17 protein-coding genes and 2 pseudogenes are annotated in these 18,037 nt (G+C 59.5%); 9 read left to right on the top strand and 10 right to left on the bottom strand.

Annotated features, from left to right (window positions below; genetic code table 11):
- Positions 1–71: 71 nt before the first annotated feature.
- Both ACYZTR_RS09880 and ACYZTR_RS09875 read right to left on the bottom strand, forming a co-directional pair.
- On the bottom strand, positions 72–698 hold the full coding sequence (locus tag ACYZTR_RS09880; RefSeq protein ID WP_461978425.1) for a DUF6124 family protein: 627 nt from the start codon (positions 696–698) through the stop codon (positions 72–74).
- Positions 699–754: 56 nt separating this feature from the next.
- A complete protein-coding gene (locus tag ACYZTR_RS09875) occupies positions 755–1,327 on the bottom strand; it encodes a DUF4174 domain-containing protein (protein ID WP_461978423.1) in 573 nt (190 codons plus the stop codon).
- A 180-nt stretch (positions 1,328–1,507) separates the two neighbouring features.
- On the opposite strand from ACYZTR_RS09875, the gene ACYZTR_RS09870 reads away from it, so the two are divergent.
- A complete protein-coding gene (locus ACYZTR_RS09870; protein WP_461978421.1) occupies positions 1,508–1,876 on the top strand; it encodes a VOC family protein in 369 nt (122 codons plus the stop codon).
- A 20-nt stretch (positions 1,877–1,896) separates the two neighbouring features.
- On the opposite strand, the pseudogene ACYZTR_RS09865 reads toward ACYZTR_RS09870, so the two are convergent.
- From ACYZTR_RS09865 to ACYZTR_RS09845, 5 genes and pseudogenes are all read right to left on the bottom strand, one after another.
- Positions 1,897–3,696 (bottom strand): annotated as a pseudogene (locus ACYZTR_RS09865) (ATP-binding protein); the annotation flags it as partial.
- A 66-nt stretch (positions 3,697–3,762) separates the two neighbouring features.
- Positions 3,763–4,107, bottom strand: a pseudogene (locus ACYZTR_RS09860) (ATP-binding protein); the annotation flags it as partial.
- Positions 4,104–4,703 carry a biliverdin-producing heme oxygenase gene (locus ACYZTR_RS09855; protein ID WP_461978419.1) on the bottom strand — a complete coding sequence of 200 codons (600 nt, stop codon included), beginning with the start codon at positions 4,701–4,703 and terminating at the stop codon, positions 4,104–4,106. The gene ACYZTR_RS09855 and the pseudogene ACYZTR_RS09860, both read right to left, overlap by 4 nt.
- A 184-nt stretch (positions 4,704–4,887) precedes the next feature.
- Positions 4,888–5,673, bottom strand: a complete 786-nt coding sequence (locus ACYZTR_RS09850) for a sulfite exporter TauE/SafE family protein (RefSeq protein WP_461978417.1) — start codon at positions 5,671–5,673, stop codon at positions 4,888–4,890.
- A gap of 101 nt (positions 5,674–5,774) precedes the next feature.
- On the bottom strand, positions 5,775–6,524 hold the full coding sequence (locus tag ACYZTR_RS09845; RefSeq protein ID WP_461978415.1) for a hypothetical protein: 750 nt from the start codon (positions 6,522–6,524) through the stop codon (positions 5,775–5,777).
- A gap of 239 nt (positions 6,525–6,763) precedes the next feature.
- On the opposite strand from ACYZTR_RS09845, the gene ACYZTR_RS09840 reads away from it, so the two are divergent.
- The 3 genes from ACYZTR_RS09840 (at position 6,764) to ACYZTR_RS09830 (ending at position 9,345) form a co-directional block, all read left to right on the top strand.
- Positions 6,764–7,912 (top strand): aldose epimerase family protein, encoded by a 1,149-nt coding sequence (locus ACYZTR_RS09840; RefSeq protein WP_461978413.1) that lies wholly within the window; start codon positions 6,764–6,766, stop codon positions 7,910–7,912.
- Between the two features lie 111 nt (positions 7,913–8,023).
- Complete coding sequence (locus ACYZTR_RS09835; RefSeq protein WP_461978411.1) at positions 8,024–8,845, top strand: aldo/keto reductase; 822 nt, start codon at positions 8,024–8,026, stop codon at positions 8,843–8,845.
- A gap of 29 nt (positions 8,846–8,874) precedes the next feature.
- Positions 8,875–9,345, top strand: coding sequence for a DUF1810 domain-containing protein (locus tag ACYZTR_RS09830; RefSeq protein ID WP_461978409.1), 471 nt, complete (start codon positions 8,875–8,877; stop codon positions 9,343–9,345).
- On the opposite strand, the gene ACYZTR_RS09825 is transcribed toward ACYZTR_RS09830, so the two are convergent.
- Complete coding sequence (locus ACYZTR_RS09825; RefSeq protein WP_461978407.1) at positions 9,310–11,670, bottom strand: DNA polymerase II; 2,361 nt, start codon at positions 11,668–11,670, stop codon at positions 9,310–9,312. The genes ACYZTR_RS09830 and ACYZTR_RS09825 overlap by 36 nt on opposite strands.
- A gap of 283 nt (positions 11,671–11,953) precedes the next feature.
- On the opposite strand from ACYZTR_RS09825, the gene ACYZTR_RS09820 reads away from it, so the two are divergent.
- A complete protein-coding gene (locus ACYZTR_RS09820) occupies positions 11,954–12,394 on the top strand; it encodes a CBS domain-containing protein (RefSeq protein ID WP_461978405.1) in 441 nt (146 codons plus the stop codon).
- A gap of 12 nt (positions 12,395–12,406) precedes the next feature.
- On the opposite strand, the gene ACYZTR_RS09815 is transcribed toward ACYZTR_RS09820, so the two are convergent.
- Positions 12,407–13,030 (bottom strand): glutathione S-transferase N-terminal domain-containing protein, encoded by a 624-nt coding sequence (locus ACYZTR_RS09815; RefSeq protein ID WP_461978403.1) that lies wholly within the window; start codon positions 13,028–13,030, stop codon positions 12,407–12,409.
- A gap of 154 nt (positions 13,031–13,184) precedes the next feature.
- Here ACYZTR_RS09815 and ACYZTR_RS09810 point away from each other — a divergent pair, with 154 nt between their 5' ends.
- The 3 genes from ACYZTR_RS09810 (at position 13,185) to ACYZTR_RS09800 (ending at position 15,041) form a co-directional block, all read left to right on the top strand.
- Positions 13,185–13,706, top strand: coding sequence for a DUF3455 domain-containing protein (locus tag ACYZTR_RS09810; protein WP_461978401.1), 522 nt, complete (start codon positions 13,185–13,187; stop codon positions 13,704–13,706).
- Between the two features lie 97 nt (positions 13,707–13,803).
- On the top strand, positions 13,804–14,325 hold the full coding sequence (locus ACYZTR_RS09805; RefSeq protein WP_461978399.1) for a sigma-70 family RNA polymerase sigma factor: 522 nt from the start codon (positions 13,804–13,806) through the stop codon (positions 14,323–14,325).
- Positions 14,322–15,041, top strand: a complete 720-nt coding sequence (locus ACYZTR_RS09800; protein WP_461978397.1) for an anti-sigma factor — start codon at positions 14,322–14,324, stop codon at positions 15,039–15,041. Before ACYZTR_RS09805 ends, ACYZTR_RS09800 begins: the two co-directional genes overlap by 4 nt.
- A 173-nt stretch (positions 15,042–15,214) precedes the next feature.
- On the opposite strand, the gene ACYZTR_RS09795 is transcribed toward ACYZTR_RS09800, so the two are convergent.
- The gene (locus ACYZTR_RS09795) at positions 15,215–16,309 is read right to left on the bottom strand and encodes a DUF1615 domain-containing protein (protein ID WP_461978395.1); all 1,095 of its coding nucleotides are present in this window, start codon (positions 16,307–16,309) and stop codon (positions 15,215–15,217) included.
- Positions 16,310–16,467: 158 nt separating this feature from the next.
- Between ACYZTR_RS09795 and ACYZTR_RS09790 the strand changes: the two genes are divergently transcribed.
- Positions 16,468–18,003 carry an FAD-dependent oxidoreductase gene (locus ACYZTR_RS09790; RefSeq protein ID WP_461978393.1) on the top strand — a complete coding sequence of 512 codons (1,536 nt, stop codon included), beginning with the start codon at positions 16,468–16,470 and terminating at the stop codon, positions 18,001–18,003.
- Positions 18,004–18,037: the final 34 nt, after the last annotated feature.

Below are 18,037 nucleotides of genomic sequence, written 5' to 3'. Positions count from 1 at the left end.
CGCGCGGGTGTCAATGTCAGTAATAAAAATGGGCGCCCTTTTAGGTCGCCCATTGTCGTTAATGCGTCAGCTTAATGCCGAGTCGGCGGCTGAGCGTCAGGCGCATCGCTTCTCGGATCAAGATTTTCCCGTGCCTGATTCACCAACAACTCGGCGACCGACGCCAATTGCTGAATCGACAGCAGCACATTGCGGTTCGAGCCTTCCAGTTTGCCGGTAAAATCCGCAATCAGGACATTCAGGGAGGCAAGGGTCTCACAGGCCTGATTTAGCAGGGCTAGCATGTCGACACCGGGGGCAACAGTGAAGATCTGCTGGGTCGTGGCGGTACGCCTGGGACTTCGAATGACTGCGTCTTTTGCGGTTTCACACAGCTTCGCGGGACCGAGATGATCGGCGTCGGTTAGGGTTTGCGGTTGATTCTGGCTGAATTTTTTCACAGACGAGGCTCCTTTTGTGCCATCGGTGTTTTTCGTCCCTGGATCCCTCAGTGTCGCGGACTCCCACGTCCGACCGCGATTTTGCGGTGGCTGACGAAGGCTAGCGGTGCGCTCTGACAGAAACCAGTTCATAAAGTCCGACAGGACTTGCAGGAAATTTCCGAGACCAATAGAAGCCAATACATCTCGCCCTGGAACACCCGTTTTTTTTTGCAACAGCCGAGCAAAAAAAATGGGCGACCTCCAGAGGTCGCCCATTTTTCATTGTTGTAGCAGCTGGCGCAGGCTGCGCCAGCTGCTACAAAAGTCGGCGTTTAATCGTCCGGCATTTCAGGGGGCTTGGCGGGTTTGGCGGGTTTGGCCGGTTTGCCCGGTTTTGCGCCTTTGGCACCCTTAGCGGCCGGTTCGGCTACAACGGGCGTCGCGACCGTCGGCGCTGCTGCTTCTTTCTCGGTCACTGGCAACGCGTCGATGGTCTCGAAAATTTTCTTCAAATCGACCGATTTTGATTCATCCCCCGAACTCTCGAATTTCTTTTCGCCGTCCTTGCCCACCAGGATAACCTTGGGCAGCGCCCCCGCACCGAGTTTCAGCGAGCGGATCAGTGCCATGGTGTCCTGTTGGCCGAGATCCTTGCCGTCGAGCTGACCGAACATGTTCAGCACGGTGTACACCCTGATATTGCGTTGGGCGACACCCTCCTTGTTGGCCGGATCCGCCAGCGACTTTTTCAGACCCACCCACACCGGATCAACCGTGCTGGAAGCAATAACAATCAGTGGCCGCGCCCTGCCCTTGTCCATATCCAGAGGTGTGTCGCCATCGGCGGCGAACAAGGGGCCGGCGAAAGCCAGCAGGGTAGTCAGGGTCAATGACCTGATGAGCATGCGCATCTCCTTTTGATATCCACGCTCTAATGATTGCGCATCGCGGCGTTCGTTCCGGGTGACGCACCGCAATTGTGTCTAGCCTTGCCCAAAGCTTAGGCCAGGGCGGTCATTGCGCAACAGGCTGAGCTAATCTCATAGTTCAACAACAACGCCCTGATCCGCCGTGAGGACCTCTGCATGAGCGCTCAGCTAAACCACACCATTGTCTGGTGCCGCGACAAGCAGATATCGGCAAGCTACCTGGCAGAAATCCTCGGTCTACCCAGCCCCGAGCCCTTCGGCCCGATGCTGATCGTCACGTTCGACAACGGTGTGTCGCTGGACTTCTACGACAATGACCCGCCGATTGCCTCCCAGCACTACGCGTTTTTGATCGGTGACGACGATTTCGATGCGGCCTTCGCCCGCCTGCAAGCACGAAAGCAACCCTGGTGGGCCGACCCTGGCAAGCAGCGACCGAACGAGATCAACGATTACGGCAGTGGCCGGCGGGTTTACTTCGATGACCCGGACGGGCATCTGCTGGAGATCATGACCCGGCCCTAGGCCGCGTCAGCCGCCAACGCCGGAATGGAAAAGGTAAACACGCTGCCAATCCCTGGTTCGCTCTCGGCCCAAAGCTCTCCGCCATGCGCCTGCACGATGCTGCGGCAGATGTACAACCCCAGGCCACTGCCGTTGGGATTACCGTCACGAACCGACCAGTAGCGCTCGAAGATGTGCGGCAAATGCACGGCGTGGATACCGCCGCCGTTGTCGCGCACCGAGATCAGCACCTTGCCGTCTACCTGGCGGGCGCTGAGGTCAATACGTCCGCCCGACGGGGTGAATTTAATCGCATTGCCCAACAGGTTCGACAGCACCTGGAACAACCGCTGGGGATCGGCGTCGATGCTCAAGCCTTCAGAACTGCTGCAGTTGAGTTCGATGTTTTTGTGAGACGTGAGGGTCACCAGCAACCCACAGGTCTCTTCAAGCAGATTGACCACATCTAGCGGCTTGCACTCGAGTGGGTACTTGCCTGCATCGAGTTTCGACTTGTCCAGCAAATCGGCAATCAGGGTGTTCATCCTTGCGGTGGCATCCTCCATGGTGCCCAAGGCCGCGCTCAGGCGCACGGTATGCTTGCCTTCGTCCTTGGCGACCAGGCGCTGCATCATTCCGCATTGCATGATGATAATGGTCATCGGATTGCGCAGGTCATGGGACACCACTGCCACTAACTCATCACGCTCGCGAACCGCTTCATGCTCGCGGAGCACCTGACGGGCGAGGTCGTTTTCGATGGCATTGCGGCGTAGCTCACTGACCGCATAAGCATCCGCCGCGCTCCATTCGCGCGCCCGGCCCTCCACTTGCTGTTCCCACAGCGCAAAGGAAGTACGCGGTTGCAAACGGTTGTCGTCTCCGCCACTGAAATGCTCATCAGGATTGCCGCTCCACTTCATGCTGGAGCGCAGTTGCGGGCGGAACCACAGGATGCCGTTGTCCACCGGTTTGGGCAGCACGAACGCCAGCAGACCGCTGGCCACGTCACTGTAAAGGGCGCTGGCACCGTGCAGGCCTTGCAGGTGGTCGGTCAACAGCGGCTCGCCGCTTTCCAGGCATTGCTCGCGCACCCACAGGTAAAGGGCTCGTACCTGCTCAACCGTCGGGCACTCACCGAACAGCTGCAAGCGGTCTTCGATCAATACGGCGACGCCACTGGCCCCGGTCAGGGCTTGTAATGGCTGCGGGTGGTTGAGCAGCCCCTCCAGCACATCGTTGTCAGCCAGGCGCATCGCTGCGGTCAGTTCATTGATTAGCCGGGATTTCTGTTCACGTTGGGCCTGTTCGTCCCGGGTGTGCAGTGCCGTGATCTGCACGCTGAGCAACTGGGCGATCGCGGCGCACATCGTGCGCACCGAATGGCTCACCAGCAGCGGTTCAGGATGGGCACACGTGATCAGCCCCCAAAGCTGATCGCTCGCAAGCAAAGACAGGCTCATGGAGGCCCGCACGCCCATGTTTTCCAGGTATTGGCAGTGCACCGGCGACACGCTGCGCAGGACCGCAAACCCCAGGTCCAGCGGCTGTCCGGTGTCAGGGCGCAACACCGGAAGAATCGGTACCGGCACATAGCGCGCATCCGGGATCACCCGAATCCAGTTCAAGCGATACAGCTCGCGCGCCTGCGGGGGAATGTCCGAGGCGGGGAAACATTGCCCCAGGTAACCGGGCAGAACTCCGCCCAGCGCCTCGCTGATGACTTGCCCATGCCCCGCCGGTTGGAAGCGATAAATCATCACCCGGTCGAAGCCGGTCAGGCGGCGGATTTCATCGACACTGACGGTGTACAAGTCGTCCAGCGTGCTGGCTGCCTGCATCCGCCGCAAGGCCCGAAGCAGCATGCCGGTGTTGTCCGGCGCAGCGTCGTGCAACGGCTCCAGTTCAAGAATAATCACGTCGTCATGTCGGTTGAGCGATCCGTTGAACCGCTGCGCCCCCATCTCCAGCACCAACGGATTGACATCCTCCAGATCATTCAACAACAGCGCCTGGCGAACCTGCTCTGCCGCCGTTGCACCCGACAGCATCGTCAACGGTTGCTGCAATAAAGCCGCCGCCGTCTGCCCAAGCAATGACGCGCAATTGCGGCTGATCTGCTGGATGATCAACTCAGGCTCACTCAGGGCCAGCAGAACGCCATGGGGCTGGATCGACCCCGGAATCCTGATCGCTTCGCGGGCGCACTCGGCGAGCGCAGCGTCGAGTTGCTCATCAGTGAGGCGATTCATATCAATACTTCGCAGTGCTCGAGCCAACCTTCGAAGGCCTCGAACGTCGCTTGGGCCGCGGTCACCGACGCCGCCCGTTCAACGGGATCACACACCTCATACAGGCACGCCAGGAAACCGCGCCACATCAGCAAGGTCGACGTGCCGTACACCGCAAAAAAGCGGCCGCCCGTGTGTTCATCGACACCGAGGCGCGAGTACAGGCCGTTGCGCAGCGATTGCCCGCCCAGCGTCGCCCCTTCAAGGACGTACAACACACCCAGCACATCGGCCATGGAGCGGGGCTGAAAGGAAAACTGGCAGAGGGGGATGGCATCAATGGCGCCAGCGTCCAGACCCAAGGCATACAGATCGCCTTCAAGCGACGGAGTTTTGCTACGGATCAGCCAGTCCAGATCGGGAATGGTCATCGCCATCTGGCACAGCAGGTTTTCCAGCGGCCGATAAAAACCGTAGTAAGCCTTGATCAGGCGGGTGTAGAGCAATAAATCGGCGGTGAAAAACGGGATGCGTTTTTCCAGCACTTGATGCTGCCGTGTCGTCGCGGTGCGCAGCTCACTGAGAATCAGCGGCAGGCTTTTGGGTAGGGTGGTCACGACAGTGTGTCGAAGCAATACCCGGCTTCGTGGCTCTGATATTCAGCGATTAGCGTGTACACGTGCCACCTCTTGTCGATCACGGAGAAACGCCAACAGGTCATTTACGGGTAAATGAAGGCGGGCTTTGAACCGTAGCACCTATACGGTGCAGGAGGTGGTTTGTTTCTTGAACCTGTGCGGCCTAAAAGGCCAGTTTGTAACCGATTAGCACCAGCATCGTGGCGAGGCAAGGACGCAGCACTTCATCGGAGATGCGGCCAGTCAGGTGGCTGCCCAGGTAAATCCCCGGCAGCGAACCGACCAGCAAGTAACCCAGCACATGCCAATCCATGTTGCCCATGCTCGCATGGCCAAGGCCTGCAACCAGGGTCAGCGGTACGGCGTGGGCGATTTCCGTGCCCACCAGGCGGCGGGTCGGCAGCAGCGGATAAAGAATGAACAACGCGACAGTGCCTAGGGCGCCAGCGCCGATGGAGGTCAGGGCAACCATGGTGCCGAGGACCAGGCCGGTGATCACGGTCAGCGCATTCAAGCGGTTGCCGCTGGGGTTGTAATGACCGCCAGCGCGTTTGTGGGCGAAATCGAGCAGGCGTTTCTTGAAGAAAATCGCCAGCGCCGTGGCAAACAGGACAAAGCCCAACGCCTGTTTGATCACAGCGTTCATCGCCTCGGGTGATGCCTGCAGGGTGCTCAGGAACCACAGCGTCAGTGCCACCGCCGGCACACTGCCGAGGGTCAACCAACCGGTAATTGCCCAGTCGATGTTCTTGTTCTTTCTATGAACCAGCACACCACTGGACTTGGTAATCGCCGCGTACAGCAAATCCGTGCCCACTGCGGTGGCTGGATTGACGCCGAACCACAACAGAATGGGGGTCATCAACGAACCGCCACCCACGCCAGTCATCCCGACAATAAAGCCGACGACCAGACCTGCTACGACTAAACCGAAATTACCGAATTCCATTAACACGCCCACAAAAAACGCATAAAAAATCTGGCCCGCAGCATAGCGATTTTTCTTATAACCACTTATATCGATGCGATCTATCTTTATGCACTTCCTGTTTACTGCACGGGCAAGAAATTCAAAAACAACAAACTCTGCGCGTAATTCAAACCTATCCGGCGGTAGCGTTCGTCCAGCAACTGCGTCAGCAGGTCCAGCCGCGCAACGATCTTGCCGAACTCCACGGCAAAACTCAGGTTGCTGCCCTCCTCTGAAATTTCGTTGGAGAACAGCAAAGGCTCGCCGTGCTTGTTTTGCCGCTGGCTGAGTATCCAGGTGGCTTTCTCGATGTTGCGGGCAGCGTTGCTGACGAACGTCGGGTTGATCGCATCCGTCATGTAGAACTCGAGCCGATTACCGTGGGCAGTGACGAGCATGCTGCCGATGGCATAGATGAAAGCGCCAACCCGATCGCCGAGAAATTCCGGGCTCATGGCATAACTCAACGCTGCCAGGTCTTTTTTGCCGCCCAGGGTCGGCAGCGGCTGTTGCTGTTCGATGGCCATGCGCACTTGCTTGCCAGCGGTGCGGGCATCGAGGAAGCCGGATTTTTTCAGCTCGTCCGGGTTGCGCAGGTAAAGCTTGCTCATCAGCAGATAGAGGCTGTCGAGGTTGTCACGCATCGCCAGGGTCGCCATGCGGTCGACGCTGGTCTGGAGGAATTCCTGGGGTTTGCCTTCGCGGAACTGGCTGATGATGTCGCTGCCCTGCTGCTGACTGCACCCGGAGGCTGCGAGCATCGACAAGCAGACCAACAGCAGGCAATGGCGGCGGATTGGCGTGGTGGTGAGGGGTAAAACTCGAGCCATGGGTTCTTGAACTTGGGCATGGGCCGGCGGTGGGGATCGCCGCAGGCTGGCCAAGGATAGAGCCATGAATGCTGAAAAAGTGCAGTGCCGACGGTCCGTAAGCGTTGGCAGTCGCTACATTAGTCAAACTTTATAAGTGCAGCAGCGCGTACATAAACTATAAATTCTTCCTTGATCGCGTTAAAACTCAATTATTAGTATTACTACTTTGCCAAAAACAAAAAAAAGGAAAGTCAACCATGCTTCAATCCCGACACTCACTCTGCGCCCTCGGACTGTCCCTGATGATCGCCACCCTTTCCGCTCAGGCTGCGGGCCTGTCCAGTGAACACAAAGCCTTCGGCAAAACCAATGACGGCACACCTGTCGAGCAATACATCTTGCGCAACAGCCATGGCGTGACTGCCACGGTTATTACCTACGGTGGCATCCTGCAGTCGCTGAAAGTGCCGGACAGAAACGGCAAGTTCGAGGATGTGGTGCTCGGTTTCGATGACGTACAGGGCTATCAGAGCGGCACCGCGTATTTCGGTGCGACCATCGGGCGCTTCGGCAATCGTCTGGCCAACGGTGCTTTCGAGCTGGATGGCAAGCGCTATCAGGTGCCGCTTAACGATGGTTCCAATTCGCTGCACGGCGGCCCTCAGGGTTTTGACAAACACGTCTGGAAAGCTCAACCCAACACCGGCAAGGATTCGGTGGGCGTGACCCTGACGTATCTGTCGGCGGACGGTGAAATGGGCTTCCCCGGCAACCTGAAAACCGAGGTCACCTACCGCCTCAACGAGCACAACGAATTGCGCATCGAGTACAAAGCTTCCAGCGATAAACCCACGGTGTTGAACCTGACCAATCACAGCTATTTCAACCTGGCCGGTGCCGGTAACGGTGATGTGCTGAAACAGCTCGCCACCTTGCACGCCAGCCATTACACGCCGGTCACTGGAAAGCTGATCCCTACCGGTGAACTGGCCCCGGTGGCCGGCACACCGATGGATTTCACCCAACCGACCGCCATTGGCAAGCACATAAAAGCCGATCACCCGCAGCTGAAGTTTGCCGAACCGAAACAGGGTGGCTTCGATTTCAACTGGGTGCTCAACGCCATGGGTGATGTGGGCCAACTCGCCGCCGAAGTCAGCGATCCACAATCCGGCCGTCGAATGCAGCTCTACACCACCGAGCCCGGGGTGCAGTTCTACACCAGCAACTTCCTCGATGGCTCGGTCAAGGGCAAGGCTGGCAAGGTCTATCCGCACTGGGGGGCGTTCACGCTGGAGACCCAGCATTATCCGGACTCACCGAATCAGCCGACCTTCCCGTCCACGCGACTGGACCCCGGCAAGACCTACACCCAGAGCACTGTCCTGAAATTTTCTGCCCATTAAACCTGCGCCGCCGACGCATTTGCTGTTACCGCCTTTCTGGAGTTCGACGGAACCACCGGGCTATTCTGCTGCCCACTGAAGTATCGATCGAAATCCAGAAAGGAGGTTTGAATGCGGACCCTCGAATTGGCCGGCGTCAATGTACCGGTCATCGGCCAAGGCACCTGGTGCCTGGGCGAGGATCGTTCCCGACACACCCAAGAAGTGGCTGCATTGCGCCTGGGCATCGACTTGGGCATGACCCTGATCGACACCGCTGAAATGTATGGCGAGGGCGGTGCTGAGAAAGTGGTCGGTGAAGCTATCGCCGGCAGGCGTGACGACGTTTTTCTCGTCAGCAAGGTTTACCCGCACAACGCCAGCCGCAAGGGCATCCCCCAAGCGTGCGAGCGCAGTCTGCGGCGGCTGGATACCGATTACATTGATCTCTACCTGCTGCACTGGCGCGGCCAGTATCCCCTCGAAGAAACGGCCGAGGCCTTCGAACGCTTGCGCGAAGAAGGCAAGATTGGTCGCTGGGGCGTCTCCAATTTCGATGTCGATGACCTGGAAGAACTGGCCTCACCGGCCTGTGCTACCAATCAGGTGCTCTACAACCTGGAGGAACGCGGCATCGAGTTCGACTTGCTGCCCTGGTGCCAGCAGCAAAACCTGCCAGTCATGGCCTACTGTCCGATTGGCCAGGGTGGGCATATGCTGGTCAATTCAACCCTCAAGCAGGTTGCCGCCCGCCACGGGGTGACGCCTGCCCAAGTGTCGCTGGCATGGATTCTGCGACAGGAAGGTGTGATCGCCATCCCCAAAGCGGTCAAGCCTGAGCATGTGCAACTCAATGCGCAAGCCGCGCAATTACGGCTCGAAGCTGGGGATCTGGAGGCGCTGGACAAGGCATTTCGTGCGCCACAACGCAAACAGCGGTTGGCCATGGTCTGAGCCATTGCAGTCTGTCAGAGGGCTTCGGCATGAGAAGCACCGATCAGCTCGATTCCTTTAATTTGCAACGCTTTATTCAGGCACAGGACCCTGTGTTCAAACGGGTCCAGACCGAGCTGAACGCCGGTCACAAGCGCAGTCACTGGATGTGGTTCATCTTTCCGCAATTCACAGGGTTGGGCGACAGCGATATGTCCCGCCACTTTGCCATTCGCTCCATAGAGGAAGCGGCGGCGTACCTGAATCATCCGCTGCTGGGTTCACGGTTGCGCACCTGCACGCAATGGGTGCTGAACATTGAAAAGAGCTCGATTGCCGGCATATTCGGCCACCCCGACGATCTCAAGTTTCACTCTTCCATGACGCTGTTCGCCCAGGTGGCCGGCGCTAACAGCGACTTTCATCAAGCATTGGACCAGTACTTCCACGGCATCCTGGATGACTGGACGTTGTTGCTGCTGGATTCAAAACAGGCCCAACTGCCCACCAATCAAGGTTGAAAAGTCGTCGTCCACGAACGGCAGAATCGCGTCCGCTACCGGTTGCAGCTGCCGGGTGACATAGTGGTCGTAGTCGATGGGCGCGCTGCGAATTTCCAGCGGTTCGGGCCCGGCGACAGTAATCACGTAACTAATCCAGCCACCGTTCTGATATTGCCGCGGGCGACCCTGCTGATCGTTGTAATCATCGGCAATCCGCGCGGCCCGCACGTGGGGCGGCACGTTACGCTGATAGTCATCTAGGGTGCGGCGCAGGCGCTTGCGGTAGATCAGGCGGTCGTCGAATTCTCCCGCCAACGTCTTGCGCACGTAGTCGCGTACATAATCCTGATAGCGTTTGCGATTGAAGATGCGCAGGTACAGCTCCTGCTGAAATTGTCGGGCCAGCGGTGACCAGTCGGTGCGCACGGTTTCCAGGCCTTTGTAGATCATTTCGTCGGTGCCATCGGCGCGGGTCACAAGCCCGGCATAGCGCTTTTTGCTGCCCTCCTCGGCACCGCGAATGGTCGGCATCAGAAAGCGCTTGTAGTGGGTTTCGAACTGTAACTCCAGCGCACTGTCCAGACCGTATTCCTGCTGCACATGCTCGCGCCACCACTGGTTGACGTGATCCACCAGCGCGCGGCCAATCTGCGCGGCTTCTTCCTGACCATGGGCGCGGCGCAGCCAGACGAAGGTCGAGTCAGTGTCGCCGTAAATCACTGTGTGGCCCTGGGCTTCGATCAGCTGTCGAGTACGCAGCATGATCTCGTGGCCGCGCAGCGTGATGGATGACGCCAGGCGTGTATCGAAGAAACGGCAGCCGCTGGAACCGAGCACGCCGTAAAAGGCGTTCATGATGATCTTCAGGGCCTGGGACAGCGGCGCATTGTGTTCGCGCTTGGCGGTTTCGCGACCTTCGGCGACCCGGGCGACGATGGCGGGCAGGCAATGCCGGGTTCTTGAAAACCGCGCACCGCGAAAACCCGGCACCGACTCGCTGTCATCGGGATGTTCAAGCCCCTCGATCAAACCCACCGGGTCGATGAGGAAGGTACGGATGATCGAGGGATAGAGGCTTTTGTAATCGAGCACCAGCACCGACTCGTACAGACCCGGTTGCGAATCCATGACAAAACCGCCGGGGCTGGCCTGCGCAGGCTTGTTCCCAAGGTTCGGCGCAACGAAACCCTGGCGGTGCATCAGCGGCATGTAAAGGTGCGTAAACGCCGCCACCGAGCCGCCGCTGCGGTCTGCCGGCAATCCGGTGACGCTAGCCCGTTCCAGCAGGAAGGTCAGCAACTCGGTCTTGGCGAAAATCCGCGTCACCAGCTCGCAGTCCTTGAGGTTGTACTTGGCCAGGGCCGGTTTGTCCTCGGCGAACATGCGGTTGATTTCGTCCATGCGCTGGTACGGGTTGTCGATCGACTTGCCCTCGCCGAGCAGGGTTTGCGCGACGTTTTCCAGGCTGAACGAGGGGAAACTCCAGGTCGCCGAGCGCAGGGACTCGATGCCATCGATGATCAGCCGGCCGGCAGCCGAGGCGAAGTAATGGTTGCGACTGCCGTGTTCGCGCCACTGCATTTCCTCTCCACCACGCCCCAGTTTCAGCGGCACCGCCAGGCGCCGGGCGTGTTCGTGGAGTACGCGCAGGTCGAATTGCACGACGTTCCAGCCGATGATCGCGTCGGGGTCATGGCGGGCGAACCACTCGTTGAGTTTTTTCAGCAACAGCGTTCGGGAGTCGCAGTACTCGAGTTGGAAATCCACTTCGCTGTCATCACCGTTGGGCGGGCCGAGCATGTAGACCTGGCGCTCACCACAGCCTTCCAGGGCAATGGAATACAACTCGCCCTGAGCGGTGGTTTCGATGTCCAGGGAGACCAGCCTGAGGCTTGGGCGGTAGTCGGGATCAGGTTTCATCTGCGCATCGAGCAGCAGGCCCTCGGTACTCGGCGTGCCACTGAACCGGACCGGCGCGGTGATGAAACGCTCCATCATGTAGCGTTCCGGCGGACGCACGTCGGCTTCGAACATGTCGACCCCGGCCTTGCGCAGCGCGGTTTCCAGGCGCATCAGCTGACCGTGCTGCAGGCAATACAAGCCAAGCACCGGACGGTGCTCGAAATCCAGCAACGTCAACGGCCGCAGTTCGACGTTCTTTTCGCCGCGCAGCAGCACTTCGGCCTGCTCTCGCTGCGCCACGGGGATGAACGCCACCGACGGTTGATGAGGCAGGCGGATCCGCTGGGGACCGGCATCGGTCGCCAGCCAGAACTCGACTTCCGTACCGGCCGGGGTATCGCGCCAATGCCGGGTCAGGACGAAGCCCTGCTGTAAATCCACCACTGCAACCTCTAGATTTGATTCAAGGCGCAATTCTACGCGGGATCGGATGGATAGCGTGGAGGCTTATGGATTTGGCAGCCTTTGGATCGACCCCTCACCCTAGCCCTCCCCTCAGGGGAGGCGCTTGAGATTGCGGGCGTTTATCGATCTGGCGCGCGAGGTTTACCGAAGAAAAACCACTGAATGGCGTTTTTTGCGCGTTATCTGCCGCTTTCTCCCTTGCTCTCAGCGCCCGGGTCTACGATTCTTCAAGGACAACGACAACACCTGAGAATCCACCATGAAAACCGTCGCCCAACTGCTGAAGTTAAAGGCTGAACAGAATCATGAAGTCCACATCATTGCGCCGCATCAAATGGTGCTGGAAGCGTTGATGGTCATGGCCGCGAAAAACGTCGGCGCATTGCCGGTCGTGAAGGATGGCGAGGTCGTCGGCATCATCAGCGAGCGTGACTATGCGCGCAAACTCGTGCTCAAGGGCCGCTCCTCCGTCGGTACGCCGGTCGAAGACATCATGGTCTCGCCGGTCATCACCGTGGACACCCATCAAACCGTCGAAACCTGCATGGGCATCATGTCCGACAAACGCCTGCGCCACTTGCCGGTGGTGGAAAACGGCACATTGATCGGCTTGCTGTCGATCGGCGACCTGGTCAAGGAGGCCATCGCCGAACAGGCTGAACTGATTCGTCAGTTGGAACAGTACATCCGCGGCGAATAAGAGCAGACCTTTTCAGGCTGGCCAATGCCGCGCGAAGACCGGTGCCAGTGTCGGGTGCCGGTCGATGCGTCCCAGCCAGGCGAAAAACCCAGGCCTTGCACTGCGTAAATGTTCCCGACTGCCCGCCCACCTGGAAACCACTGCCGCCAGCACATCCAGCGCCCCCGGCGTTTCATCGTCCAGGTACAAATCGCGGGAAAACTGATCGGCAAACACCTCCCAACTCCAGTGCAGTCGCGCGCGGGTGCCGGCCATGAGATTTTGCCTGGACGGTTCATCCGCCTCGGCCAACCAGCGCTCCGGGTAGTCGATGATACCGATGGCGGCATAGCAATTACTGACGATGTACACCAGGCCGCGAATCGCCTGATCCCGCGCGGCGGCGTTTTTTGGCAGCAGGTTCGACTCGGGAAACGTGAGCCCCAGATGAATCAGAATCGCCGCGCTCTCGGTGAGAATGCTGCCGTCGGGCAGTTGCAGTGTCGGAATCTGCTTGAGCGGGTTGAGTTTCTCCAGGGCTTTGGCCGCCTCCGGGAACGATTCAACGTCGATGAAGCGATAAGCAATCTCGCAGAGCTCAAGGGCGGCTTCTATCGCCGCAGCTCCAGAATTCTTGTGTCCGTAGAGCTGGTACATAAACACCTCCTTGCGATTGTCTCTTGGTAGCAGCTGACTCTGGCAATGTTAGAAAATTTCTTTTACCCACTGCATCCAAATTGCTTTCCGATGGGTAGTACCTGTAGCAGCCCTGATGCTGCCGAGCGGGTTACTCATTTTCGGAGAGAAATTCATGAACGCCAAACACCTGATTTGCCTTGCCGGTTTACTCGCTGCCATACCTGCAGCCTATGCCCAGACGGGTCTGCCCGACAACATAAAGGTGCCGGAGGGGCACAAGGTCGCCATGGAAACCACCGGGGTCGGCGAGATCACTTACGAATGCCGTGACAAGCCCAATGCAGCCGGCCAGACCGAATGGTTTTTTGTCGGGCCCAAAGCGGTGCTCAATGATCGCAGCGGCAAACAGATCGGCACCTACTTCGGCCCCCCCGCTACCTGGCAGGCGAAAGATGGCTCGAAAGTCACCGGCACCCAACTGGCCGTCGCACCGTCGAGCCCGGGCAATCTCCCCTACCAATTGGTCAAGGCCAACCCGGCCGAGGGCAAAGGCGCGATGAGCGACGTGAGTTACATCCAGCGCGTAGCCCTCAAGGGTGGCGTGGCCCCAAGCGCCGAGTGCACGGCCGCCAACAAGGGCAAGCAGGAAACGGTGAAGTATCAGGCGGACTATATTTTCTGGGCGGCCAACTGAAACCAGTCCTGCGGGAAATTGGTCTACGCTGCTCTGCACATGCCCCGGTCCTCTGGTCCGGGGCTATTGCCCACTTTGACGGCTGAGCACTGTGTCCTTGCCCCAACCTCTTTTCGATTACGAAGCCCATCTGGCTGCCTGCGCTCGCGGCGAGCGTCAGGCCTTGCAGGATTTGTATGTGCAGGAGAGTTCGCGCCTGCTGGGAGTTGCCAAACGCCTGGTGCGCGACACTGCGCTGGCCGAGGATATTGTCCACGATGCGTTCCTCAAGATCTGGGTCGGCGCCGCGCGGTTCGACCCGGCGCGGGGTTCGGCGCGAGGCTGGATGTTTAGCGTGACCCGGCATCTGGCGCTCAATTCCATCCGTGACAACAGCCGCGAGGTTCAGGGCGAGATCGACATGCAGGATAACGCTGAAACCTTCGATGCTCAGGTCCACTCGTCACGCATTCATCTGTGTCTGGAACGACTGGAACCTGCGCGGCGCAGCTGCATTCTGCACGCCTACGTCGACGGTTATTCCCACGCTGAAATATCACACAAACTTGGCACCCCGCTGGGCACCGTCAAAGCCTGGATCAAACGGAGCCTGACGGCATTGCGGGAGTGCATGGGATGACCACCAGACCTGCGAATGAAACGCCGGAAGAACTCAACGAGCTGGCCAGCGAATATGTGCTGGGCACGCTCCCGGCGCAGCGACGTACCGAGGTGCAACAGCGCCTGCGCGACGATGTCGAACTGCGCACGGCGGTCGACACCTGGGAGCGCCGCTTGCTCGACCTGACTGACTTCGCCGAACCCCTGGCACCCTCGCCACACCTGTGGCAGCGCATCGAGCGCAGTGTGCATGCCTTGAACCGACAACCAGCAGGGGCGGCGGTTGCGTCGTCATCCTGGTGGAACCTGCTGCCGCTGTGGCGCGGACTCGCGGGGGCGGGGCTGGCGGCGACCTTGCTGCTCGGCGCCTTGATGATGACGCAAACCACGGTCAAACCGACCTATCTGGTGGTACTGGTCGCCCCTCAGGACAAAGCGCCGGGTTGGGTGATTCAGGCCAGCAATCCAAGGGAAATCCAGTTGATCCCACTGGGCGTGGCGCAAATTCCGGCCGACAAGGCACTGGAGTTCTGGACCAAGGCTGAAGGCTGGCAAGGGCCGGTGTCCCTGGGCTTGGTCAAACCGGGGCAGATGCTCTCGGTGCCGCTGGACAAGTTGCCGCCACTGCAACCCGACCAGCTGTTCGAGCTGACCCTGGAAAACCCCAATGGCTCGCCGACCGGCAAACCTACGGGGCCGATTCAGTTCATCGGCCGAGCGGTGAAAGTGATCTGACGGCGATCACCCAAGTGCCGCGATCCCCCCGCCCCAGGTTCCGGCGGCAAACACCTGAGCACGACTGGCGCCTTGTTGATAGGCGCTGCATAAATGAATGGTTTTACCGCAGTACTCAATGAAAAACCCGGCCTCATCAGCCGGTTTTTTTTACGCTTGTTTGTTGCGGTCGGTCACTTGCCCGCACGTGCCATACATCGCTGATAGCGTTCATCGACCCGTTTGGCGAACCACGCCGTGGTGAGTTTGCGGGTGATTTTCGGGCTTTGCAGCACGATCCCGGGCAACACCGCACGCGGTAATGGCCGACCTTCCGCCGCCTCGGCCAAAGCGAAAACCCGCGCATAGAGCTGGGTGTCCTCGAACTCGACGTTTTTGCCCTCCTCCAATTGGTCCCGAATGGTCGGATTGCGCATGTCCAGTTGCTTGCCGAGGGTGCGCACCGCCAATTCCGTGGTGCCAGGCATGATCGAATCGTAGCGGACCAGGTCCCCATCCAGCGCCAGCGGTATGCCCGAAGCGCGACTCACCGCGTTCTGAAAACCGGCATTGCGACTGGCGTACCAACCGGCATTGAAATCGGCGAAGCGATACAGCGGTTGTTTGTAGCTCACCGGATAACCGAGCAAGTGGGCGATACCGAAATACATGCCGCCGCGGCGACTGAACACTTCATGCCGGATCGAACCGTTCACCGGGTACGGATACGCCTTCGCCTGTTGCTCGGCGAAATCGATGCTGACCTGCATCGGCCCACCGGTGTGCACCGGGTTGAAGCCACCGAACAGCGTTCGGCCCATGGGCACCATGCCGATGAAATCATCGAAAATCGCGCTGAGCTCTTTTTCGCTGCGCGCCGCATTGAGGCGGTCGCTGTAGCTTTTGCCGTTGGATGAACTCACCTGCAGCGCACCGCTCACCAGCAGGCCGGGAATGTGGACTTTGTCGGCACGGCGGTCGATCTCCTCGCGGGCGATTTTGCCCAGGCCCGGCACGGGTGGGTCAACCTGAAAGGTCGATTCCTGCTCGGTGACCGCCAGTACCGAGCACAGATTTTGGGTGGATGGATAAATGTTCTGAGCAGCAAATGCTGCGTAAATATCGGTGGCCCAGCCTTGGCGATCAGTGGCTTTGGCCGGCAGCAGGCGCACGATCTCGGCCTTGACCTCCGCGGGCTTGCGCGCCGGTAATTCCTGCGTTCGCTGAGAGCCGCAACCGGCCAGAACCAGCAGCGCGGCGACACTCATCATCAATCGATTGGCTTGCATGTTGCTCCATCAAATCCGTTGAGCCGGGTTAACCATACGACCAATTGTATGGCGCAGGCTATGACTGTGGCTGCCGCCCCCTGTTCCGTTGGGCAGCCTGCCTGACCTCACGCCCGGGCTGAACCATACTTGAGCCACAACCCGAGGAGGACAGGCTCATGAACCGTAGCGACGTACTGATCATCGGCGCCGGCCCGACCGGGCTGGTGCTGGCGCTGTGGCTGAGCAAACTTGGCGTGCAAGTGCGGATCCTCGACAAGACGTCTGCACCCGGCACCACTTCGCGGGCGCTGGCCGTCCAGGCGCGGACGCTGGAGCTGTATCGCCAGCTCGACCTCAGCACTGCCATTGTGCAGAACGGTCATCGAGTGGGCGCGGCGAACTTCTGGGTCAAGGGCGAACCCGTGGCACGCTTGCCGCTGACCCACATCGGCGAAGGCCTGACGCCCTACGCGTTCCTCGAAATCTTTCCTCAGGATGAGCACGAGCGGTTGCTGATAGACCGCCTCGAAGCCTTTGACATCAAGGTGGAGCGCAACACCGAACTGGAAGGTTTCGAGGAAACCGGCGACGGCATCACTGCCCATCTGCGCCTGCCCGATGGTCAGCAGGAAACCTGTCAGGCCTGCTATCTGGCGGGTTGTGACGGCGCCCGGTCGATTGTGCGCAAGGCCCTGGACACCGGTTTCCCGGGTGGCACCTACCAGCAGATTTTCTACGTCGCCGACGTGCAGGCCAGCGGGCCGACGTTCAACGGCGAACTGCACGTAGATCTCGATGAAGCGGATTTTCTCGCGGTGTTTCCCTTGGCCGGTACAGGCCGCGCCCGCCTGATCGGCACCGTACGCGGCGAGCGCGCCGATCATGCCGAAACCCTCCAGTTTGAAGACGTCAGCAGCCAGGCCATCGAACATTTGAAGGTGCAGATCGAACAGGTGAACTGGTTCTCGACGTACCGCGTGCATCATCGGGTGGCGGATCACTTTCGCACCGGGCGCGCGTTTTTATTGGGTGACGCCGCCCACGTCCACAGCCCCGCCGGTGGCCAGGGCATGAACACCGGAATTGGCGATGCCATCAACCTCGCCTGGAAACTCGCGGCGGTGTTGAGCGGCGGCGCTGAGGTAAAACTGCTCGACAGTTATGAAACCGAGCGCATCGCGTTTGCCCGCAAACTGGTCGCCACCACCGATCGGGTGTTCAGTGTCGCCACGGCCGAAGGGCGCATGGCCGATTTGCTGCGCACGCGCCTGGCGCCATTCGTGCTTCCGAAAATGGCATCGTTTGAGGCATCCCGCGAGTTCCTGTTTCGGACGGTGTCGCAGATCACCCTGAACTATCGCGGGATGCCTTTGAGCACGGGCGCTGCCGGTCATGTTCACGGTGGCGACCGCCTGCCCTGGGCTCACGACGGTGAGGGGGACAATTTCGAATCACTGAAGTGTCCCACCTGGCAGGTGCATGTGTATGGCGACACCAGCGACGAAATGATCGCCTGGTGCCACGAACATCATTTGCCGTTGCATGTGTTTGACTGGCGGCCGGCGTTTGAAGCGGCTGGCCTGGGGCGTAACGGGTTTTATCTGTTGCGGCCGGATACGTACGTGGCGATTGCCGACAACTCTGCCGATCCCAAGGTGATCGAGCGCTACTTGCGCGATCACGGGATTCGACCGTTTTTCGGCGCTCGCTGATGTCGGTGATCGTTCCCACGCTCTGGTGGGAACG

Source organism: Pseudomonas sp. Hz4 (assembly GCF_054898165.1).
This window is presented reverse-complemented; position numbering and strand designations above follow the sequence as displayed.

Coding starts and splice junctions, on each gene's coding strand:
- ACYZTR_RS09880 (WP_461978425.1), bottom strand. CDS start 698: ATGGGCGACCTCTGGAGGTCGCCCATTTTTTTTGCTCGGCTGTTGCAA.
- ACYZTR_RS09875 (WP_461978423.1), bottom strand. CDS start 1,327: ATGCTCATCAGGTCATTGACCCTGACTACCCTGCTGGCTTTCGCCGGC.
- ACYZTR_RS09870 (WP_461978421.1), top strand. CDS start 1,508: ATGAGCGCTCAGCTAAACCACACCATTGTCTGGTGCCGCGACAAGCAG.
- ACYZTR_RS09850 (WP_461978417.1), bottom strand. CDS start 5,673: ATGGAATTCGGTAATTTCGGTTTAGTCGTAGCAGGTCTGGTCGTCGGC.
- ACYZTR_RS09845 (WP_461978415.1), bottom strand. CDS start 6,524: ATGGCTCGAGTTTTACCCCTCACCACCACGCCAATCCGCCGCCATTGC.
- ACYZTR_RS09840 (WP_461978413.1), top strand. CDS start 6,764: ATGCTTCAATCCCGACACTCACTCTGCGCCCTCGGACTGTCCCTGATG.
- ACYZTR_RS09835 (WP_461978411.1), top strand. CDS start 8,024: ATGCGGACCCTCGAATTGGCCGGCGTCAATGTACCGGTCATCGGCCAA.
- ACYZTR_RS09830 (WP_461978409.1), top strand. CDS start 8,875: ATGAGAAGCACCGATCAGCTCGATTCCTTTAATTTGCAACGCTTTATT.
- ACYZTR_RS09820 (WP_461978405.1), top strand. CDS start 11,954: ATGAAAACCGTCGCCCAACTGCTGAAGTTAAAGGCTGAACAGAATCAT.
- ACYZTR_RS09815 (WP_461978403.1), bottom strand. CDS start 13,030: ATGTACCAGCTCTACGGACACAAGAATTCTGGAGCTGCGGCGATAGAA.
- ACYZTR_RS09810 (WP_461978401.1), top strand. CDS start 13,185: ATGAACGCCAAACACCTGATTTGCCTTGCCGGTTTACTCGCTGCCATA.
- ACYZTR_RS09800 (WP_461978397.1), top strand. CDS start 14,322: ATGACCACCAGACCTGCGAATGAAACGCCGGAAGAACTCAACGAGCTG.
- ACYZTR_RS09795 (WP_461978395.1), bottom strand. CDS start 16,309: ATGCAAGCCAATCGATTGATGATGAGTGTCGCCGCGCTGCTGGTTCTG.
- ACYZTR_RS09790 (WP_461978393.1), top strand. CDS start 16,468: ATGAACCGTAGCGACGTACTGATCATCGGCGCCGGCCCGACCGGGCTG.